Below are 20,625 nucleotides of genomic sequence, written 5' to 3'. Positions count from 1 at the left end.
TGTTTGGTGTGTTTTGTATGTGCAAATAAAACATCGGTTTACAGCAAATTCATGGTGGTTTACGGCTGTATAAAAAGAGAGATTTACAACAGGTTTTAATTCGGCTTTCCAACGAAAAAATCAATCAATCAAAATCTAATTACAGTCACCATGAAAGTAAAAAGTAAAGCGTTCGTCAGCGCTGCCTGGGGGATGTCATTTGTATTGCTCTCCGTGCAGGCTGCCGAAGCGCAACGCATCATCAAGGCAACCGGTAAGGTTGTTGATGCCAAAGACCTGTCGCCCTTGCCAGGGGCCACCATTGTCCGGTCAGGAGGCAAAGAAGTAGCGATTGCCAACAATAACGGTTTTTTTGAGATGAAGGTGCCCGAAGGAAGCACACTGAAAGTTTCGGCATTAAGTTATGAGTATGCCCAGGTAAAGGCCGATACCGGCATACTGGTGAAATTGGCAACATCTTCCAGCAACCTGGACGCGGTAGTAGTAATAGGTTACGGCGTACAGAAAAAGTCAACCGTTTCCGGTTCAGTAGGTGTGCTTAAAATGGACGATGTGAAGCGGGTGGTGCCTACTATCTCCGCGGGCAACCTCTTACAGGGCCAGGTGGCGGGCCTTAAGGTGAACACACCGGCCGGCGTGCCGGGCGCCCAACCGTCCTTCCAGATCAGGCAGGTGACCACCTTCGACAAAGACCCTAAAAAAGGCGCGGCCCAACCGGTGCTGTTTGTAATTGACGGCATGGTGACCGCCAATTCGGATGATTTCAATAACCTGAGCCCTAACGATATCGATAATATTTCTGTTCTGCGTGATGCGGCCGCCGCAGCCGCTTATGGCGCAAGGGCCGCCGGCGGCGTTATTGTGGTGACCACGAGAAAAGGCGCAAAGTCCGCCCGGCCGGTGATCAGTTATTCCTTTAACACCGGTGTCGACAAACGCACCAAAAACGCTCCGCTGACAAGCGCTGTGGAAATGGGACAGCTCTATAACCGCATTAATCCCAACGCCACCGATGCATGGACGCAACAAGAACTGGACTATTTCAAAACAGTGAACAGTGGCTGGGGCTATGACCAGCTGGCCGCCGTGTGGCGCGATCCTTCCACCAGCTCCCATAACCTGAGCGTTTCCGGTGGGGGAGACAAGGTCCGCTACTATATGGGGGGCTCTATGATCACCCAAAAAAGCTTTGTGGAAAACCTTGATTACAAAAAATACAACCTCCGCTCCAACGTTACCGCAGACATTACCGACCGCCTGCAATTGTTTGCCGGCCTCGCGCTCAATACCACCAACCGCTATTCTCCCCCTACGGGCGATGATTTTAACGACTGGTATGGAAAACTGCGGATATGGCAACCGGAGCAGCCGGTGTGGACCAATGGCGGCCATCCGGTGGACTATGGCTGGATCATGAATATGGGCGCACAGGTGCGCGGGGATGGCGGATACAAAAAGAACACCGTGGTAAACCCTCTTATCAACCTGAAGTTAAGTTACAAGATACCCGGTATCGACGGGCTTACCGCCAGCGCGCAATACAACCGTAACTGGTCAAACACCCGGTTCAAATACTTTGAAAAGAAATATGATGTATGGGTGATGAAGCGCACCAGCAACAGGATACTCTCCCTGGATGAAAAAGACCTGGTAGGCCTAAAAAAAACAAACCAGGTCAGCAACGACTACCTCGAAGAAGACTACCGCTGGTCCGACTACAGTCAGCTGAACCTGCAACTCAGCTACGACCGTACTTTCCATAAACTGCACCACGTAGGCGCATGGGTGCTGATGGAACAGGCGCAGACAGAAGTAGGCGGTGTAGATGCCCGCCGCCAGAATTTCCCGGTGTATACTACTGATCAATGGTGGGCTGCCAGTAAGCAACCCAACGATATGTTTGTAGACGATAGTATCACCAATGTAAAAAATGGTCGTAAATCCTGGGTAGGCCAGTTCTTTTATGACTACGACGGAAAATACCTCGCCACTTTTTCTTACCGGTACGATGGGTCCTATAAATTCCCGGTTGATTCCCGCTGGGGCTTTTTCCCGTCTGCTTCCGTTGGCTGGGTGATCTCCAAAGAGAATTTTTTCCGCGGCGTTCGGGGCATAGACTTCCTGAAACTGCGTGCTTCCGCAGGCGTCACCAGCTCGGATAATATTGACGCCTATCAGTGGATGCAGGTGTACCAGACTGGTAAGAACGGTTACTTTGGCACATCACCCATTACCAGCACAGGTATACAATACGGTGGTATCACGAACCCGGTAGTGACCTGGGAAAAAACAAAATCCTACAACGTGGCCGTGGACGTGAACTTCCTGCGCCACTTCAATGCTACGGCCGAATATTATTTCATCAACACCTACGATATCCTCGCCAAAAGAATACAAACTATTTCTCCCACCTTCCCCCGGGAAATGCCTGCGGAGAACTATGGGGAAATACATGCCAATGGCGTGGAACTGTCGGTAGGGTATAACAACAACGCCGGAAATGTAAAGTATTATGTGAATGCCAACGCTTCCTATGGCGGTGCGAAATACATCACCAAAGACCAGAACGTCACCTATCCCTATCAGAATGAAATCGGCCATTCTACCAGCCGCATCATCACTGCTGTAGCTGATCATATTCTTAGAACACAGGCCGACCTGGACAATTGGAACACAGCCCATCCCAACTACAAATACTATGGCATTGCGCCGCAACTGGGCCAGATGGTGTACCAGGACATCAACGGGCCGGATGGTAAGCCGGACGGCATCATCGACGACTGGGACAAGATAGAGGTGAAGCACAACAATAATCCCATCCTGCTGGGCATCAACCTGGGATTTGAATGGAAAGGCATTTCTGTGGATGCTACCTTCAATGGTAACCTGAAACAATACAAATATGTCAACGACCTGGCTAAAAACGTGGAATGGAACCGTAACTGGAGGGAATGGTACAGCAACAGCTGGACCCCTGACAACCCCAACGCTTACCTGCCACGGCGCTATTCCGCCAACGATGGCAATAACCGCGTAACGGCAGATGAAAGCACCTTCTGGCTTACCCGTTCCGATTTCCTGCGACTGCGCCTGCTCAACATCGGTTACAGCCTGCCGTCGAAACTGATCAACAGATGGGGCGTCAGCGGTTTAAAAGTGTATTTCAGCGGCTCCAACCTCTTCGTGATCAGTAAATTCAACAGCGACTACTATGATCCTGAAATGGGTAGCCATACCAATTACCCGGTGATGAAAAATTTCAACTTCGGTGTAAACCTGACCCTGTAAACGATTCCGGGATTTTTAAAACAGAAAAAGATGAAACGTATACATACCCTCAGCATCGCGCTGGCCACCCTGGCCGCCGTTCAGCTGTGCTCCTGCAAGAAGGGCCTCGACTATGACAATGTGAGCGCCATGTCCCCTGAAAATGTATGGAAAGACTCCACTATGATCCAGGCTTATTTATCCGATATATACGGAGGCCTGATGCCTGGATGGCCTTTCAACGGCAGTGATGCCGACGAAGGCATTTCCACGCCGAGAAGTCTCGACGATTACCGGCGTGGTATTATCAGCGTAAGCAACACCAATACCAAACTGGATTATCAATACATCGAAAAAATCAACTATTTCCTCGATAACCTGGAAAAGGCGCCTGCCACCGTTATTTCGGCGGAACGCAACAGCCGCTTTGCCGGCGAAGCAAAATTCTGGCGCGCATGGAGCTACTGGGGAATGGTACGACAGACCGGCGGCATACCGTTGATACTGCACACCCAGGACTATCTCAACAAACCTTCGTTGTTTGTGCCGCGCAACAAAACATCCGAATGTGTGGCGCAAATTGTAAAAGACCTCGACGATGCCATACAGTCGCTGCCCGCGGTATACCCCAACGCAGGACAAGACTACGGCCGCATTACCAAAGTGGCGGCCATGGCTTTTAAAGGCCGCGTGCTGCTCACTTACGCCAGCCCGTTGTTTAATCCTAACGGTGACGCCGCCCGCTGGCAATCGGCCTACGATGCCTGCAAAGCAGCAATGGACGCCGCAATAAGCGCCGGACATGCTTTGCATCCCAGCTTCCGTAATATCTGGTACCAGGAACGTAACAAAGAGGTGATCATGGTCAACCAGTTCTGGTACCCTATCCATGCCAATTCCTTTAACGGTGTCCGGGCGGAGCCTTTCACCAGGGACGCTTCCAACAACAATCAGCCGCTGCTGTCGTTGTTGCTCGCATTCCCCAAACGGGATGGCACGCCCATGCAGTTTGATGTCAACAAGCTGAACGACCCGGATTACAATACCGCTTTTATGAATGATTTTTATACCAACAGGGATGACCGGTTTTATGCGACCGTATTCTATGGCGGTATTCCATATCCTACGCCGGACCAGATCCCGCCGTCTTATGTGAGCGGCAACAGCTACTGGAACGTATGGCAGTACGACGCTGCCAACAACCGCTACACCAATGCTTCCATTGTCATTCATCCCGGTATGCCCGGAAACCCGGGCATCACCGGTTTCTTCGACCGCAAAGGACTGGATACGACCGTGACCAGCGCGCTGGTGTACCAGTCCGGCACCGACTGGCCGGAGATCCGGTTTGCCGAAGTGCTGATGAACTACGGCGAATGTGCCAATGAGCTGGGCAAGTCAGGAGAAGCGCTGCAGGTGTTGTACAGCATCCGTCAGCGTGCGGGCATCACGCCGGGAGCAGGTAATACCTACGGCATTACAGCGGCCACCACCGCCGCTATACGGGACGCCTATATCCGCGAAAGACAGGTGGAATTTGCTTTTGAAGGCAAACGCTTCGATGACCTGCGCCGTTGGAAACGGTACGATATCCTCAACAGCCAGGGCGGACGCCATGGACTCTACATCACCCTGAAAGACGGACAAATGGTGACACCGGCAGACAATATCATGGACGCTCCTACCAGGGCTAAATTCACCGCCCGCTACATCGATAACCTCGACGGCGATGCCGGCGTGAAGTTCGGCCTCGACCTGAACCACTGGTTCTTCGCGCTGAAACCTGACCAGATCTCGCAGTCACAGAACGTGCTGCTGCAAAACAAAGAGTGGGGCGGCTCTTTCGATCCGCTGCAATAATATGTTTCGTATTCATAAGACCGGCGGCTGTCAATAGCTGCCGGTTTTTGTTTTAGGGCAAATAAATCATCGGTATTTGATAATTTATTGTTGATTATTGTGATGATGTTAACGGTAATTTGGGGTTTATTCTATTTAAATTCTTTTTTCATGAATGCAGGCGGCCTTAGGCGAATGACTGTACTGTTGTCACTACTTTTCCATACCAGCGGCCTTTGCGCGCAGTCCACCACGCTGCAAACAAAGTACGCTGTTGTCACCATCGATAACAAAGGATATATATCTTCTGTCAGGAACAAGAAGAACGGCCGGGAATATCACCCGAAGGGACTTACATCGGCACTGATGAGCCTCTGTACCGGTAAACAATACCTCTTGCCGGAACAGGCCATATATACGCCGCAACAACGTGAAATGCTGCTGCGGTACCCCAATGGATCTGAAGCCAGAATAAAAATTGACCAGCGGCCGGAATACCTGAAGCTGCAACTGCTGTCGCTGACGAAAAGGGAAGGCGTGGACAATATCGTCTGGGGACCGTATAAAACTACTATTTCCACGCTCATCGGAGACGTGATCGGCGTGGTCCGGAACAAGGAGTTTGCCTTCGGCCTGTTGGGGCTGGATGATAATACCACCAGTGGCCCTCCTACAGAGGGCGACCTCTCTTTTATGTATTATTTCATCCATTCCCCTGATCCGGTGAAATACCCGTTGCCCGCGCATTTGAAAGAAGGGCAGACCTTTAGTATCGGTGGTGATGGTGTAAACGATGTGGCTTTTTATTCGCAGCCGGAAGAATACTTCCGGATGAACTACGGCAACGGCGCAAAGCTGGAGCCGGCCTATGGCGCCACGATCTGTATGCATGCGCGCAACAGGCGCAAAGAGCAGATGGTCCGTTTCCCTGACTACCCGGAAGGCGTGGAAGGGAAAGCCAATTCAGCCCGGTACCAGCTGGTCACCGCAACCGATGCGGACTATATCGGTTCTGCAGTAGCGTTGTACGCCTGTCCTGATTCGCTGGGACTCAACACCATCGAAAAAATAGTATTGGCCGAAGGATTACCACATCCCACTATTGAGGGCAAATGGATCAAAGACCCGGCCGCCTATCGCCCTGATATTGCCTGGTACGGTCCGCACGACAGCCTGGCGGCCTATTCCGGGCAACTGAAAATACAGGGCGTACAGGATGAAGGCTGGGGAGAATACTATCCCAATCCGGCCAACCGCTGGAAAACACGGCAGATCAGCTTTGTGGGCCAACCTGCCATGAGCATCCCCGCTTTTGGCGCACTGATGAAACAACAAGGCATCCGCTATGGTTTGCATACGCTCTGCGAGTTCCTGCAACCCGATGACAACAGCGACGTGGCCCCGGTGCCCAGCGACAGCCTGGCTATCATGCAGCGCACCGTCATCACAAAGGACCTGTCGCCGAACGATACCATCATCACCGTGGCGGACACTGCGTACTTCCATGAATTTGGCGGATGGGAAGGCAATCATACCAACGTATTGAAAATAGGGAAGGAGCTGATCGAATACGACGGCATCACCCGTACGCCGCCGTATACTTTCCTCCATGTTAAAAGAGGGTTTCACCATACCGCGCGTGGAAGCTACAAGGCCGGTACCACCATCGTGAAACTGCAGCCTAATTGCTACCGCGGCTTTGCGCCGGACATGCGCCTGCAGGACGTATATGCGGACTATTACGGGAAATGGCTCACAGAAGGCGGTATGGACTATATCGATTTCGACGGACTGGAAAGCTGTATGTACCAGGGCCACGGGCAGTATTCGTTCAAACGTTTCTTCCGCGGGCTTTTCGACAGTTATTACCGCCACGGCGGCAAGTACCTGCGGGTCATGGGCAGCGCCGTACAGGAAGGCAACTGGCATTATATGAGCGTCTGCAACGTAGGCGGCGGCGATCATATGTTCAGCCCTGTGAAAAATAAATGGGGCATAGAAGGAAAAGATATGCGGTACGTGTTTGAAAGCAGCTATTTCCCCGCCACCTTCGGTATTCAAAACTATCAGGCAGACTGGGGCCTGTATGATGCGGAAAACCTCGAAGCAAAATCCATCGGCTGGAATGCCACGTACATGCTGGGTTTGAGCCAGCAGACAGTAGAGGCCAGCGGCGAAAAAGCCGCGATATTCAACGCCTTCCGTCTCTGGGAAGAAGCGCGTGCCGCCAATAAATTCACAACTGCGCTGAAAGAGAAACTAAAAGACCTCGACTATAAATTCCACCTGGAGAAAGCCAGCGCCAACGTTTTCCGGTTATATCCCGTAAAGGAAAACAGGTTTTCTGAACAGGCCTTCGCTGGTGCAACGTTACCGTTACAGAATGAATTTAAAGAACAGCCGCTGGTGTTTTCAATCAAAGTCACCGGCCCCAAAGACGCAGCAGTACAGGGCCTGAAGGTCCGGCTCACAGACAATACAGAACTGACCATTGATAAACGTATCGGTGCAGGCCAGTATATTATCTACAAAAACGGACAACTCTGGCTGGCAGACAATGGCCGCCGGTTATTGGAACAGCTTCCTGCGAAAGGTGGTTTACATATAGGCAAAGGCCCAGGTAATATCACTGTAGCAGCCATTCACCCTGTACAGGACGACAAAGTACGGTTTGAACTGGTGGTGCCCGTTATAGGAGCGCCCATTAAATTCTGATGTTTTTTGCAGATATTTACCGTGAACATACCTTCCACGAACAATGAAAAAAATTATTTTCCTGTTGGCAGTCATCGTCTGCAGTCTGCCTGTTATTGCACAAACCCGTTACAATGCCTGGGATTCACTGGCCATGACGCCACCCATGGGATGGAACAGCTGGAACTTCTTTGAAGCCAGGGTCAGCGAGCAGGTGATCATGGACATGGCCGATGCCATGGCCGCCAACGGTATGAAAGACGCCGGCTACCGTTATCTGGTGATAGATGACCACTGGGTGGCCGGCCGTGATAAACACAACAATCTTTTTCCTGACCCGGAACGGTTTCCGCATGGCATGAAATACCTGGCGGATTATGTACACGGAAAAGGGCTGAAGCTGGGTATTTACTCAGATGCCGCCATGCTGACCTGTGGCGGTGTTACCGGGAGTTACAATTTCGAGGAACAGGACGCCCGTACTTTCGCGGCCTGGGGCATCGATTTCCTGAAGTACGACTATTGCAATGCGCCGGAAGATGTGGCCACTGCGTTCAGCCGGTATGCCCGCATGGGCGATGCCCTGAAAAAGTGTGGCCGCCCTATAGTCTATTCTATCTGTGAATGGGGACAGCGCAAACCCTGGCTGTGGGCCAGGGCGGCTGGCGGCCATCTGTGGCGTACCACCTGGGACAGCCGCGACGTATGGGAATCGCATGACAACAATCTCACCGGTATTATGGAGATATTCCACCAGCAGGAACACCTGGCTTCCTATGCCGGCCCTGGCGGCTGGAATGATCCGGACCTGCTGATGGTAGGTCTTTACGGCAAAGGCGCCTCTTCTTCTGTAGACGGCCGCTTTAAAGGCTGCACCGCTACAGAGTACCGCACGCATTTTGCGCTGTGGTGTATGCTGGCCGCTCCACTCATGGTGAATATGGACCTGAAGCATATCACGCCGGACGTGTTGCAGCTGATCACCAACCCACAACTGATTGCCATCAACCAGGACGCGCTGGGCAAACAGGCGACCACCGTTTTGAAACGGAATGATCTCCAGGTGCTGCTGAAACCATTGCAGCACGGGGATATGGCGGTGTGTGTATTCAACCGTGCCGCCAATGGGCAGTCTTTTGACATAGACCTGAAAAAAGACCTCGCTCTCTGGCAGCCTTTCCAGGTAACAGACGTCTGGAGCGGCAAGCCCGTAAAGACATTGAAAGGGCAACTGGGCGCACATGACTGTGCAGTGTATCTCCTGAAAGCCGGGCAAAAATAGCATTGGTTAAAGTCAATTTATATGTTGTAACGCTATGTTGACGGCGCTACATTTATATCTGTAAGTGATTAGATTTTTTTGAATGAATGCAAAAAGTATAGTGTTAGGGACAGCTGGTCTTGGCGGCGTATGGGGCAAAGTGGATCGGTCTGCAGCTGTCCGCACTTTACTGACAGCGCTGGAAAACGGCATCGCTGCCATAGATACCGCGCCGGCATATGGCGATGCAGAAGAGATCGTGAGCGATGCGTTGAAACAATGGAAAGGCCCGGTGCCCGTTATCAGCACCAAAGCCGGCAGGCTGCGGTCATACGCCGCAGATGAAGCGTATTACGATTATTCCGCTGCCGGCATTATGAACAGCGTATACCGTTCGCTGAAAACATTGGGTGTGCCGGTATTGGACATATTATTCCTGCATGATCCGGAAGCGGTGCCCGAGCAAGAAGGCGATCAGGTGGTGGCGGTCATGTTGCACCTTAAGCAGCAGGGACTCGTGAAAAAAATCGGCCTGGGCGGCAACATCCCGTTGTGGATGGAAGCCTATATTAAAACAGGTGTTTTTGATGTGATCATGGAATTCAACAGGCTGAACGCCTGTAGTACAGCGGCGCTTAAGGACCGGCTGCCTTTCTGCAACACCAGGGGAATGGCGTATTATGCCGCCAGTCCGCTTTATATGGGACTGCTGGGCCGGAATTTCCAGGCCTGGCAACAGCAACCGCCGCAATGGCTGCCTGCCGGCAGTATTGCCACTGCACAGCGTCTACAGCTGATCGCAGCAAAACACCATCTTCCGTTACCGGTATTGGCCCATCGTTTTCTGCTGACGGTCCCACGTGCGTTCAGTATCGTGATAGGCGCTTCCTGCGTGACGGAGCTGGAAGAAAGTCTGTCTGCTTTCCGGCAAGGCCCGCTGCCGGAAACGATATACCAGGAAATACTGGATTGTAATAAGTAAACAGCTACCATTGTATACCATCGATCATCAAATCTTTAACATCACCAGCGTGCAATTGCGGGAGCTGGAACCGGCCATGGCGGTAACGCCCATCCAGGATGCCACCATGGGCCCTTTCCCATCCTTCGGCCTTGCGCTGATCACTCTGGAAGACGAAAACGGCTTTATCGGTGAAGCACCGGTGTACAGCAGTTATATCAATATCCTGGAAAACTGCCTGCTGCCCATTCTGCTGCACAGCCATCATGTGCCCTATCACAAATTGTATCACCAGTTGTACTGGTCTATCCGGAACGAAGGTTTCAGGGGGCCGGCATCGGCGTTGGTAGGGCAGATAGACCTGGCGCTGCATGACCTCGCGGCCCGCCGCGAAGGCGTGCCGTTGCACCGCTTCCTGCATGCGGAGAGGGACACGGTAAAAATGTATGGCAGTGGCGGCGGTACCAACTATACGCTGCAGGAACTGGAACAGGAGGTGGACCGTTTTATGGAAGCGGGAGTGGACTGTTACAAGATGAAGGTAGGGAAGGCATTTGGCACCATGATGGGGGAGGATGCCGCCCGTGTGAAGTTTGTCCGCAGCCTGCTGGGAAAAGATGTTCGCCTGGCGGTGGACGCCAACCAGATATGGAGCGGTGAGCAGGCGTTGCGCTTTGCTGATATGATCGCTGTGGCTGATGTGGCCTGGTTTGAAGAACCGATCCACTCTGCGGCATTTGAACAGATAGGTGTACTATGCAGCCAGACACCATTGCGGGTTTCTTTCGGTGAATCGGAAAGAACTTCCCGTTTATTCCCTACCTTGGTGAACATGGGCGTGCGCCACCTGCAACCGGTGCCTACGCACCTGGGCGGAGTGAACGAATGGAAAGAAGTCAGGGACCTGGCGGCAAAGAGCGGCGTTGATTTTTCCTCCGGCGGATATTCGTTGTTTACCGCCTCGCTGATGGCCACTGCTGACGAAGCATGCGAAGTGGAGTACCTGTACTCTATCATGTCAGGACTGGAGCGTTATTTCAGCGTTTGTCCCGAATGGAAGAACGGCTGCTTTGTGTTGCCGGACATTGCCGGTCTGCCGGTACGGGTGGACTGGGACTACTGCCGGAGCGCAGATAAAATTGTAAAACAATATTACTGGAATGATCAGAACGTCAGGAAATATTCACCTATTGTATCACTATGATCTTTAATACTTGCCTGTGAACATGTCGCTTACCGGTGTGGATGGCGTAGTGCTGGTGCTGTATATCATCGCCCTTTTTGCGTTAGGTTTTTTCCTGGGCAGAAACAGGGAGCAGGACATCTTCCTGGGCGGCCGTTCGCTGCGATGGTGGCAGATCGGGTTCTCCATGTTCAGCGCCAATGCAGGTCCTATGATGCTGATCGGCATGTCCAGCCTGGGCTTCTCCCAGGGCGTGGTGGGCGCTAACTTTGAGTGGCTGGCATGGATATTCCTGTTGCTGCTGGCCATGTTTTTCCTGCCGCGGTACCTGTCGGCCGGTATCAGCACCATTCCGCAGTACCTGCTGCACCGCTATGGCAAGAGCGCCTATAATTTTCTCGTGATATACAGCCTGGTGTCTATACTGGTGGTATGGTTGGGCAGCGCGTTGTACGCCGGCGGACTGGTGATCTCGCAGGTGCTGGGCTGTCCGCTGATGTACGCCGTGGCGCTGATAGCGCTGATCGCTACCAGCTATACCTCGGTGGGTGGATTCAGGGCAGTGGTGCGCACCGGTATTTTCCAGTCGGTCATCATCATCGTTTCTTCGCTGATACTGACCGTGCTGGCTTTCAACAGCATGATGAAAACCGGTGCCGTTCATCACGAGGTGCCGCGGAATTTCTGGAAACTGCTGCATGGCGCCGATGACCGGGAATACTCGTGGGTAGCTATTCTGGCAGGATACCCGGTAGTGGCAATTTATTACTGGTGCGCAGACCAGACCATCGTGCAGAAGCTGCTGGGAGCAAAAGACCTGCGGGAAGGGCAGTATGGCGCGTTGTTCATTGCCGCGCTGAAGATGATCACCCCGCTTATTTTCCTGCTGCCGGGCATTATTTGTTTTATTTTATACCGGGACATCACCACGGCTGACAATGCGTATATCACGCTGGTGCAGCAACTGATGCCGGATGGTTTCCGGGGCCTTTGCCTGGCGGCATTGATCGCCGCATTGATTGATACCGTGTCGTCGGGCCTCAATTCATTCAGCACGGTGTTTACGCTGGACGTGGTGGCACAGTTCCGAACAACGGACGATGCCGGCCGGTTGCGTACGGGCCGGTGGGTGACCGTGCTGGCCGCATTGCTGGCCATAGGCATTGCAGCGCTGTTCCTGTTTTCCGGCAAAGGGCTGTTTGAAATTACGCAAGGCATGGTGTCTATCCTGGCGCCGCCATTGTCGGTGGTATTTCTGGCGTCCATTTTCTGGAAGCGGACCAACACCCCGGCAGTAGTGACGGTATTGTATGGCGGCGGGTCTGTGTGCCTGCTGGTGGGCGTGTGTTACTTGCTGAACTATCCCTATAAGGGCTTCTGGCCTCATTTCCTGTTATTATCGGTATATCTTTTTTTGGGACTGGCGTTGCTGATCGTGGTGGTGTCGTTGCTGACAGCGCCGTCGCCTGTCACGGATGATAAACCGGTGTTTGTCTCTGCAGCGGGAACCCGGCTGTCACGCAGGGTTTGGGCTGGATGGGCGGTATTGGCGGTTGTTATGTTGATAATTTATCTTTTATTAAAATGATGATAAACAGAATAACAGGTGTGTTTTTGATCGTATGCGCCATGGCATGCGGCAGCTGTAAAAACATGAAAACAGAAGAGAAGATTTTTGTGGTGAATATTGTGCCGGAACAAACGAAGCTGGAGGAATATCTTCGTTACCATCAGCAGGTATGGCCAGAAGTGGAGGCCGGCTTCCGGAAAGCCGGGTATCAGAAAATCACGCTTTACAGGTACCGGTATTTAGTGGTGATGAAGATCGTAGTGCCGGTGGGTGCGGACCTGCAACAGATGGGCAAAACGGCCGAAGGCTACAGCCCGCGCTGTGCCGAGTGGAACCGCCTGATGTCCGGGTACCAGGCAGGCGTGCCAGGCACAGCACAGGGCGAGACCTGGGTGGAGGCTAAGCCTTTCTATGAATTCAGGAAGGAATAGCGAGGGTATGCTCGTTATACCTTTTGATGAAATCACGGGGCGATACGCCTTTAATATCCTTGAAGTGTTTGTTGAAATTGGAGATATTGTTATACCCGCTCTCATAGCAGGCTTCTGCTACGTTATGATGCCCTTCCAGTAATAGTTTGGCGGCATGGCCGATCCGTACTTCCTTTACAAAATCTATTAACGTGCGGTTGGTTTTCCTTTTGAAGAAACGGCAAAATGCCGCGGCAGACATAGGTATAAGGTCCGCCACGTCCTGCAACGCTATATCCTCTCTGAAGTTGCTGAAGATATAATCAAATACCTTGTTGATCTTGTTGGCTTCCCCGGAGTTGTCCACCGCGTTGAAATACGGGGAAGAAAGTATTTCCGCATACTCCGACTGTGCCAGCACGTCCAGCAGTTGCAGCATCAGCACGGCCCGGGTAAGCCCTGACTGGACCAGCATTTCCTGCATGAGGTTCCTGGCGGTGGTGATGGTAGGGCCGGTGAAAAGCAGTCCCCTGGAGGCTTTTTCGAAAAGCGCATTGAGCTGCCGGGCTTCCGGTTTCTCCAGCAGTTGCCGGCCCAGGAAGTCAGGGAAGAAATGAATAACTGTCGCCGCCGGCGGCTGCAAAGGATCTACCGGTTGATAGTATTGCCAGCAATGCGGCAGATAACTGCCGAGCAATACCAGCTCGGTGCCTTCAAAGTCCCGGATATGATCGCCGATGAAACGCTTGCCGCTGCAGTTTTCAATCAGCGCGATCTCAAAATTCACGTGTGACTTCAAAGCCGTATATCTCCTGATCTCCAGTAATTCTGACCGGATGGTAAATGACTGGTCGGGAGGAAATGTGAAGTTCTCATAAATGTACTGCATAGTGTGGCATACTCCTGGTGCCAAATTAGTAAATTTTAAGTCAGGTTGGCATTTTAACAGCTGATTTTATGGAAGCAAAAAAAGTATAGGTAATCGTCAAATAAGGGGTGGTATAATGACCTCGCATAACGGATTTTTGTGTAGTGAAATACTGCATGAACAACGATAGCAACAAACAGATAAAGTACTTTCTTTTTGCGATAAGCCTGCTGCTTGGGGCTACAGGCGCGCTGCACGCACAGCAGCTGACAGCTGAGGCGCTGCTCGGCCGGTTACACGGCTCGCTGCGGTACAGCATTGGCCGGTACGATGGCACAACATTACTTTCCGAACAAACTTTTCAGCATGGGCGGTTGCAGACCGGCGGCGGCGACTGGCAATTGCAAACGCGTACCACGATGTTGCCCGATGGCGCCGCCGACGTACAGGTGGTATGCCGGCTGGCGCAGGGCCGTGCGGCGCAAAGCGCGGTAACGGTATCGCTGGATTTTAGCCATTGGAGCGCGCAACATTATGTGCTGGTTCCGGCTTCGGTGTACAATGGCAACCGTTACCGGTCTATTGGTAATGGCTACAACCCTGAATATCCCCGCGACATGTATTACAATCCTCATGTGCCGCTGACGATTGCCAATAACCCGCGTTTGTCGGATGAAAAAGGGAAACCGTCAGTAATAACGCTGCAAACCACCAACGCGGCCACACCGGCGATCTGTTTTTTCTCCCCGGAGGAAAAGAAGGGGTGTATTGTGCTCACCACGCAGCAGACCAGCCTGGGAAACAGCGGCCTTACCATCGCGGAAAACAGCGCAAAAGACAGTTGTGTGCTGTCTATATCAGCACCGGCCGTACGCCGGCTGGCGCCGGGATTTGGAGACTTTCACCTCAGCGGCGACCATGCGCCCGATTGGCAGGCCGGCGATGAAGTGACGCTGCATTACCGTGTATATGTTTTTGATGCGGAAGATATCCCTGCCTTGCTACGCCGTTTTATGACGGTACGCAAAGCGCTGAGCGGGCCTAATCAGCCTCGCGACATACTGCCCATGAGCAAACTGCTGCAATGTGCGACTGACATCTGCCGGGGTAATTTTATAGAAGTAAAGACAGGCGCCTATTACAGGCCGGAAAATAATAACGATTTCCAGTTGGGATGGGTGAGCGGTATGATCAATACCTACCCCATGCTGGCTTTGAATGACGAAAAAGAAAGGGAACGCGTGGCAAGGGAGCTGGATTTTGTCACCGGAAAACTGCAGGGCGAAAGCGGCTATTTCTACGGTGGCATCACTGCCGATGGCAGGTTACGACCTGAAAAGATGCATCCGGATTTCCCTGAATTACAGGCCATGGTAAGGAAAAACGGCGACGTTTTGTTTTGGCTGATGAAACACCTGATGCTGCTCAAAGCGCAGGGTTACGGCCGGATGATCAGGCCGGAATGGGAGCTGGCGGCCAAACGGCTGGCAACGGCCTTTGCGGCCACCTGGGAGAAACATGGCGAGTTCGGACAATATATTGCTCCGCGTACCGGAGAGATAGCGGTTTATAATTCCACCGCGGGGGCCATCGTGCCTGCGGGCATGATGCTGGCCTCCCGTTATTTTCACGTTAGGGCATGGACGAGGATAGCTAAACAGGCGTCCGCCTTTTATTACCTCCGTGATGTAGAAAAACAGGGTCTTACAGGCGGCGACTGCGGGGATATTTCTCACGATGCCAATTCAGAATCGGCATTCGGTCTGCTGGAGTCGCTGGTGTCCATGTATGAGTATTCAGGGGAACGGCACTGGCTGCAAAAGGCAGCAACACAGGCCGCCCTCTGTGCTACATGGGCACTTTCCTATGACCCTGTTTTTCCGTCCGGAAGCGCTATTGACAAGTTAAAAAGCCATATGGCCGGCGCGGTATGGGCCAGTATCCAGAATAAACACGCTGCGCCAGGTGTCTGCACTTCTTCCGGTGATGCGTTGTTCAGACTGTTCCGCGCTACCGGCGATCCGCTGTATGCTGATCTCCTGCGGGATATCCAGCATGCGCATGCAGAAGCGGTGAACATGCCCGGCCATATCACCACCAACAACCTCATGGGTTCGTCTATGGAACGTATACAGCCCAGCGATGCGGAAGGCAAAGAGAGCACCGGCAATTTTATCAACACGCGCAACTCGTGGACGGAAACGGCCGGCATGCTCATGGCACTGGAAATACCGGGTATCTATGTCAACACAGACAAAAAAGAAGTATACGTCTTTGATCATGTGACGGCCCGGGTGGTATCAACAGAAAAAGATGTCATGGTGATAGCAGTCACCAATCCGACAGCGTATGATGCATCAGTGTCACTGTTGTCGGAGAACAACCGTGAGGCTGCGGTGCCGCTGCCGCGTACCGCATTTGTAAAATGGCCGCACGTGGTGGTAAACGCCGGTCAGACAGTGACAGTAAGGGTTACGCCGGAAGGTGCCGTGGTCAGATAATAGTTTACGCCTCCCAACAAATACAGAATAAAGCAAGAATATGTGTCCCCCGGGATTTTTCCCGGGGGAATTTTCATGTAAGAAACTACTGGTACTGAAATGGGGCTGCTCTGCATTGTTTTAAATTTAATTGGCAGTCCTACTATCCCGTTGTCCATCATCCAAACCCTTTTCTTATGAATACGACTAATGTTCTGGCCGTTTCGCAGTTTCACTATCCTTTTCCTATGCTTAAGAACCCTTATGCAGCAGTCATGCAGGAAATTACTGACAACGAATGGATTGATGGTACGTATTTGCCTTTGTACAAAGATGACCCTCTCACGAGAAAAAAGTATAAGAAGACCAAAACGGCGCATATTGCCTCCCACTGGTTCCCTACGGCCAGCCTGGAGCGATTGCGGCCTGCCTGCCGCCTGATGTTGTGGACACTTTACAATGATGACAAGTATGAAGAATACAGCCCCGAAGAAATCAGTTTTATTGAACAGCAAAGTCTTGCGGTGCTGAAAGGCACGCTCAGCGGCGACGACGCCGGTATCCCGCTGGGTGGCTTGCTCGCCACGCTGCGGGAGGAACTGGTACAGTTCGTGCCGCAGGAATCCATGACGCGGTTTACGGAGGGCCTGCAAAGGTATTTCAATGGCCTAAAGCAGGAACAGCATTACAAATCACTGAAAATATTTCCCACGGTGGAAGAAAACCTGGCTATCCGGGAAGATTCCTTGTGCCTGTATCCTTTCCTGGAATTACTGGACCTGGAAACAGGGTTGATACTTCCGGAAGAGGTACATCAGCATCCGGTCATAAAACGCCTCAAGGCGCTGACGGTCCGCATGATGGTGTGTTTCAACGAAGTGCAGTCGTTTTCAAAAGACGAAGCCACAGACGCTATTTATTACAACGTGTTGAAGGTAATACAGCATCAAGGAAACCTTTCCTTTGAAGAGGCCGTGCGGCAGATCCTCCATATCCACAACGAATACCTGAACGAGTTTCAGTACCTGCAACGTTTTCTGCCCGATTTCGGGCCTTGGCAGGATGCAGTGGTCAACAGGGTGCATTACTTCAGCATGACGCTGAACGGATGGCGCTCTATCTCTTCGGGGCTGGACAGGTATAATTCGCTGACCGGATTCCCGGACGCGCAAACGGCAAAAAATGCATTGGACGGCTAGGGGCGCATCGGTTTAATGCGCCCTGTTCAGTAACATGTCTGTTAAGCTCAATAATGCCTGTTTATGCGCTTCCGGTACAGAGATGCTTTTCAAATGGTGCAGCGCGATGTCCTGATACCGTTGGCATTCGTGGATGGCCCATTGGTCCGCTTTACAGTCTTTATACAGCTGTACCATCGGTGCAATTTTATAAATAGTGTTGTCTGCCATGAGTTCTTCCAGATGTGAACGTTGGGCCGGGGTGGCTGATTCGAAAGTCTTCAGCAGCAGGAAGGTTTTTTTATTGAGCAGAATGTCTCCGCAGATTTGTTTCCCGAATTTTACCTGGTCCCCGAAGCAGTCGAGGTAGTCGTCCTGTATCTGGAAGGCGGTCCCGATATTTTTACCGAAGGCGTACAGGTGTTCCTGGTCTTCCTCGCCGGCGCCGCCTATCATGCCGCCTATTTGCAGACTGGCAGCGAGGAGTACGGCTGTTTTCATCGTGATCATGTCCAGGTAGTCGTTATATGAAATGGTGCTGAGCGGCAGGGCTTCCATGTCCAGGTCTGTTTGCTGGCCTTCGCCTACCGCCAGTGCGGCTTCCAGGAATGTTGCCGTGACAGCCTGTTTGTAGTCGCCTTGTATACAGTTCAGGTATTCGAAGACATAGAGCAGTAAGGTGTCGCCCGTGAGGATGGCGGTATTGGTATTGAATTTTTTATAGACGGTAGGTTGCCCGCGACGCAGTGGTGCGTGGTCCATAATGTCATCATGTACCAGTGTGAAATTATGATAGAGTTCCACCGCGTTGGCAGCTAAAAAAGCATCCAGGTGAACAGGTCCCATGAGGTTATTGGCCATCAGGCATAATATGGGACGGATACGTTTGCCACCATTGCTTAATGAATATTCAACTGCCTCATATAATGTGGCGGGGTTTTTCGGAAAAAGGCGATCATTGAATTGGGCTTCGAAAGCTGCCAGCAAATCATTAAAGGAAAGGACGGCCTGCTCGCCGGTAGCGTTGTTTTGAGGGGAGTGATGCCGGGACATAGGATTTCCAGTTTGAGCTAATATAACTCATCGGTCCGGAAATGTCGCTGCAGTTGATGGTATTTTGTTTGGCATCCTAATTATTGTTATTATTTGTAAAAAAAAGACGGGCAGGCAACTGATGCCTGCCCGTCTTTTGTATGTTACCGGTTAATTAATAACCCTGGTTCTGTTCCAGCACTGCGCCGGTGTTCTGTGTGATTTCAGTGGAAGGTATTGGCCACAGGTTGTGATATGGCTCAATCGTCAGTCCTGACTTAGGGTTGTATTTTTTGTCCCGGTCGTAGAGTTTTCCCAGACGGGTAAGCGTCACTGCCCTGAACTCTTCCATGTACAGCTCTCTCAGGCGTTCATCCAGGATGTAATCGAGGTTCATCTCTGCCGCGGTGGCTGGTGTGGCGCCCGCTCTGATCCGCAACACGTTCACATCGTCCGTTGCTTTTTGGGCGTCTCCTTTGGCGAGATAGGCTTCTGCCCTCAGCAGATAAGTTTCTGCCACGCGGGCCATGTACTTTTGCATAAACAGGCGGGAGGCGCCGTTCAGCAAGAATCCACCGAAGGGGTTGGTCACATTGGTGAGGATGGAAGGACCGGCTACAGACACAAAATCACCTGCGGAAGGGGACATCTTCCTGATCACCGGATAAAAATTCCGGATGGTGTCCCTGAAGTCCGCCGGCGCTACTTTGGCTTTATAGCCGTCTTTTACGTACCATTTGCCATAGTCCGGAGAGTTGGCAGGCACGCCGGAAATGCGGATGTCCCGCACGATATTGTAGGAGGAGTTACGGATGTCGCCAGGCGTCCATATTTCATAGAAGAAATGGGAGGTAGGGCGTATCCAGCCGATACCGTTGGACGAAACGCTGTCCACAAACTTGGCGTTGAACAGGATAGACATTTTGGTTTTAGTGGTGGCTTCTGTGATCCTGACGCCGGTTAAACTGGGAACGACTGCCCAGGCCGACTGGTCGCCCACGGAGGCGGAGTTGTTCAGCGTGCTTTGTATCACCAGCAGTCCTTCGTGGTTGCCGGTGCTGTAGTTCTGGTTGTTGTATTCAAACAGGTCCCTGTACACGTCGCCGGGTAAATTGGCCCTTCTGCCGAAGCGGCTGTTCATCAGGGACACGCCGCTGAAGTTAATGACGTCGGAAGCGCTGGAAATGGCGCCGTCATAGTCTTTCAGGGAGATCAGCACCTCCGTGAGCACATGTTTGGCGATCTGTTTGTTCACGGTGCCATCCGGTACCTGGTTGATATCGGACAAGATGCCGATGGCCTGTTGCAGGTCTTTTTTACATTGCTGGTAAACGGCTTCGCGGCTGGCGCGCACGTAATCATAACGTGGTCCGGAAAGTTCGTTCAGCTCAATGGGAACGCCGCCGTACAGGTTGGCCAGCACGTTGTAGGAATAGGCCCTGAAAAACAAAGCCTGGCCCAGGAAACTGTTTTTATCGGCATCGCTGAGCTTAGTGGATTTAGATGCCTGGCTGATGATCAGGTTGGCATTGGTGATGATTTTATAGAACGCCGTCCACATGTTGCCGGGAATGAAATAGGTGGGCACCATGGTGGCCTTATAGGCATTTAACTTGGCGGCGGGGTCATAGTCGGTGCCGTTGTAAGCGAAGTCAGTAGCGTAATACAGCCCGAAATATGTATCCAGGTTGATGTTTCCCATGTAGATGTTGCGCACGCCGTTGTACAGATTGTTGGTGGCCTGTTGGAACTGCGTGGAGGTTTGCAGGGAGTTGTCCGGTGTATAGATAGACAGCGGGTCTTCATCCAGGAAACTCTTGCTGCAGGAAGATAATGCTGCTCCGATACAAAGGAGGTATATGAAGATTTTTGGTTTCATGTT

The 20,625-nt window shown here is 52.0% G+C and carries 13 protein-coding genes; 10 read left to right on the top strand and 3 right to left on the bottom strand.

Annotation, left to right across the window (positions count from 1 at the left end):
• Positions 1–150: 150 nt before the first annotated feature.
• The 8 genes from ACTJJS_RS29735 (at position 151) to ACTJJS_RS29700 (ending at position 13,206) form a co-directional block, all read left to right on the top strand.
• A complete protein-coding gene (locus tag ACTJJS_RS29735; protein ID WP_440667299.1) occupies positions 151–3,288 on the top strand; it encodes a SusC/RagA family TonB-linked outer membrane protein in 3,138 nt (1,045 codons plus the stop codon).
• A gap of 30 nt (positions 3,289–3,318) precedes the next feature.
• The gene (locus ACTJJS_RS29730) at positions 3,319–5,127 is read left to right on the top strand and encodes a RagB/SusD family nutrient uptake outer membrane protein (protein ID WP_440667297.1); all 1,809 of its coding nucleotides are present in this window, start codon (positions 3,319–3,321) and stop codon (positions 5,125–5,127) included.
• A 150-nt stretch (positions 5,128–5,277) separates the two neighbouring features.
• Entirely contained in the window at positions 5,278–7,821 is a 2,544-nt protein-coding gene (locus ACTJJS_RS29725; RefSeq protein ID WP_440667296.1) for a hypothetical protein, read from the top strand.
• A gap of 43 nt (positions 7,822–7,864) precedes the next feature.
• Positions 7,865–9,082, top strand: coding sequence for a glycoside hydrolase family 27 protein (locus tag ACTJJS_RS29720; RefSeq protein ID WP_440667295.1), 1,218 nt, complete (start codon positions 7,865–7,867; stop codon positions 9,080–9,082).
• A gap of 82 nt (positions 9,083–9,164) precedes the next feature.
• Positions 9,165–10,043, top strand: coding sequence for an aldo/keto reductase (locus ACTJJS_RS29715; RefSeq protein ID WP_440667294.1), 879 nt, complete (start codon positions 9,165–9,167; stop codon positions 10,041–10,043).
• A gap of 10 nt (positions 10,044–10,053) precedes the next feature.
• Positions 10,054–11,226 (top strand): mandelate racemase/muconate lactonizing enzyme family protein, encoded by a 1,173-nt coding sequence (locus ACTJJS_RS29710; RefSeq protein WP_440667293.1) that lies wholly within the window; start codon positions 10,054–10,056, stop codon positions 11,224–11,226.
• A gap of 22 nt (positions 11,227–11,248) precedes the next feature.
• Positions 11,249–12,793 (top strand): SLC5 family protein, encoded by a 1,545-nt coding sequence (locus tag ACTJJS_RS29705; protein WP_440667447.1) that lies wholly within the window; start codon positions 11,249–11,251, stop codon positions 12,791–12,793.
• Between the two features lie 65 nt (positions 12,794–12,858).
• Positions 12,859–13,206, top strand: a complete 348-nt coding sequence (locus ACTJJS_RS29700; protein ID WP_440667292.1) for an L-rhamnose mutarotase — start codon at positions 12,859–12,861, stop codon at positions 13,204–13,206.
• On the opposite strand, the gene ACTJJS_RS29695 is transcribed toward ACTJJS_RS29700, so the two are convergent.
• A complete protein-coding gene (locus ACTJJS_RS29695) occupies positions 13,193–14,098 on the bottom strand; it encodes an AraC family transcriptional regulator (RefSeq protein WP_440667290.1) in 906 nt (301 codons plus the stop codon). The genes ACTJJS_RS29700 and ACTJJS_RS29695 overlap by 14 nt on opposite strands.
• A 131-nt stretch (positions 14,099–14,229) precedes the next feature.
• On the opposite strand from ACTJJS_RS29695, the gene ACTJJS_RS29690 reads away from it, so the two are divergent.
• A complete protein-coding gene (locus tag ACTJJS_RS29690) occupies positions 14,230–16,554 on the top strand; it encodes a hypothetical protein (RefSeq protein ID WP_440667288.1) in 2,325 nt (774 codons plus the stop codon).
• Between the two features lie 176 nt (positions 16,555–16,730).
• On the top strand, positions 16,731–17,732 hold the full coding sequence (locus ACTJJS_RS29685; protein ID WP_440667286.1) for a terpene synthase family protein: 1,002 nt from the start codon (positions 16,731–16,733) through the stop codon (positions 17,730–17,732).
• A gap of 12 nt (positions 17,733–17,744) precedes the next feature.
• On the opposite strand, the gene ACTJJS_RS29680 is transcribed toward ACTJJS_RS29685, so the two are convergent.
• On the bottom strand, positions 17,745–18,764 hold the full coding sequence (locus ACTJJS_RS29680) for a polyprenyl synthetase family protein (RefSeq protein ID WP_440667284.1): 1,020 nt from the start codon (positions 18,762–18,764) through the stop codon (positions 17,745–17,747).
• A 154-nt stretch (positions 18,765–18,918) separates the two neighbouring features.
• Positions 18,919–20,622 carry a RagB/SusD family nutrient uptake outer membrane protein gene (locus ACTJJS_RS29675; RefSeq protein ID WP_440667282.1) on the bottom strand — a complete coding sequence of 568 codons (1,704 nt, stop codon included), beginning with the start codon at positions 20,620–20,622 and terminating at the stop codon, positions 18,919–18,921.
• Positions 20,623–20,625 lie beyond the last annotated feature (3 nt).

It is taken from the genome of Chitinophaga sp. 22308 (genome assembly GCF_052045305.1).
Taxonomy (GTDB): Bacteria; Bacteroidota; Bacteroidia; order Chitinophagales; family Chitinophagaceae; genus Chitinophaga; species Chitinophaga varians_A.
This window is presented reverse-complemented; position numbering and strand designations above follow the sequence as displayed.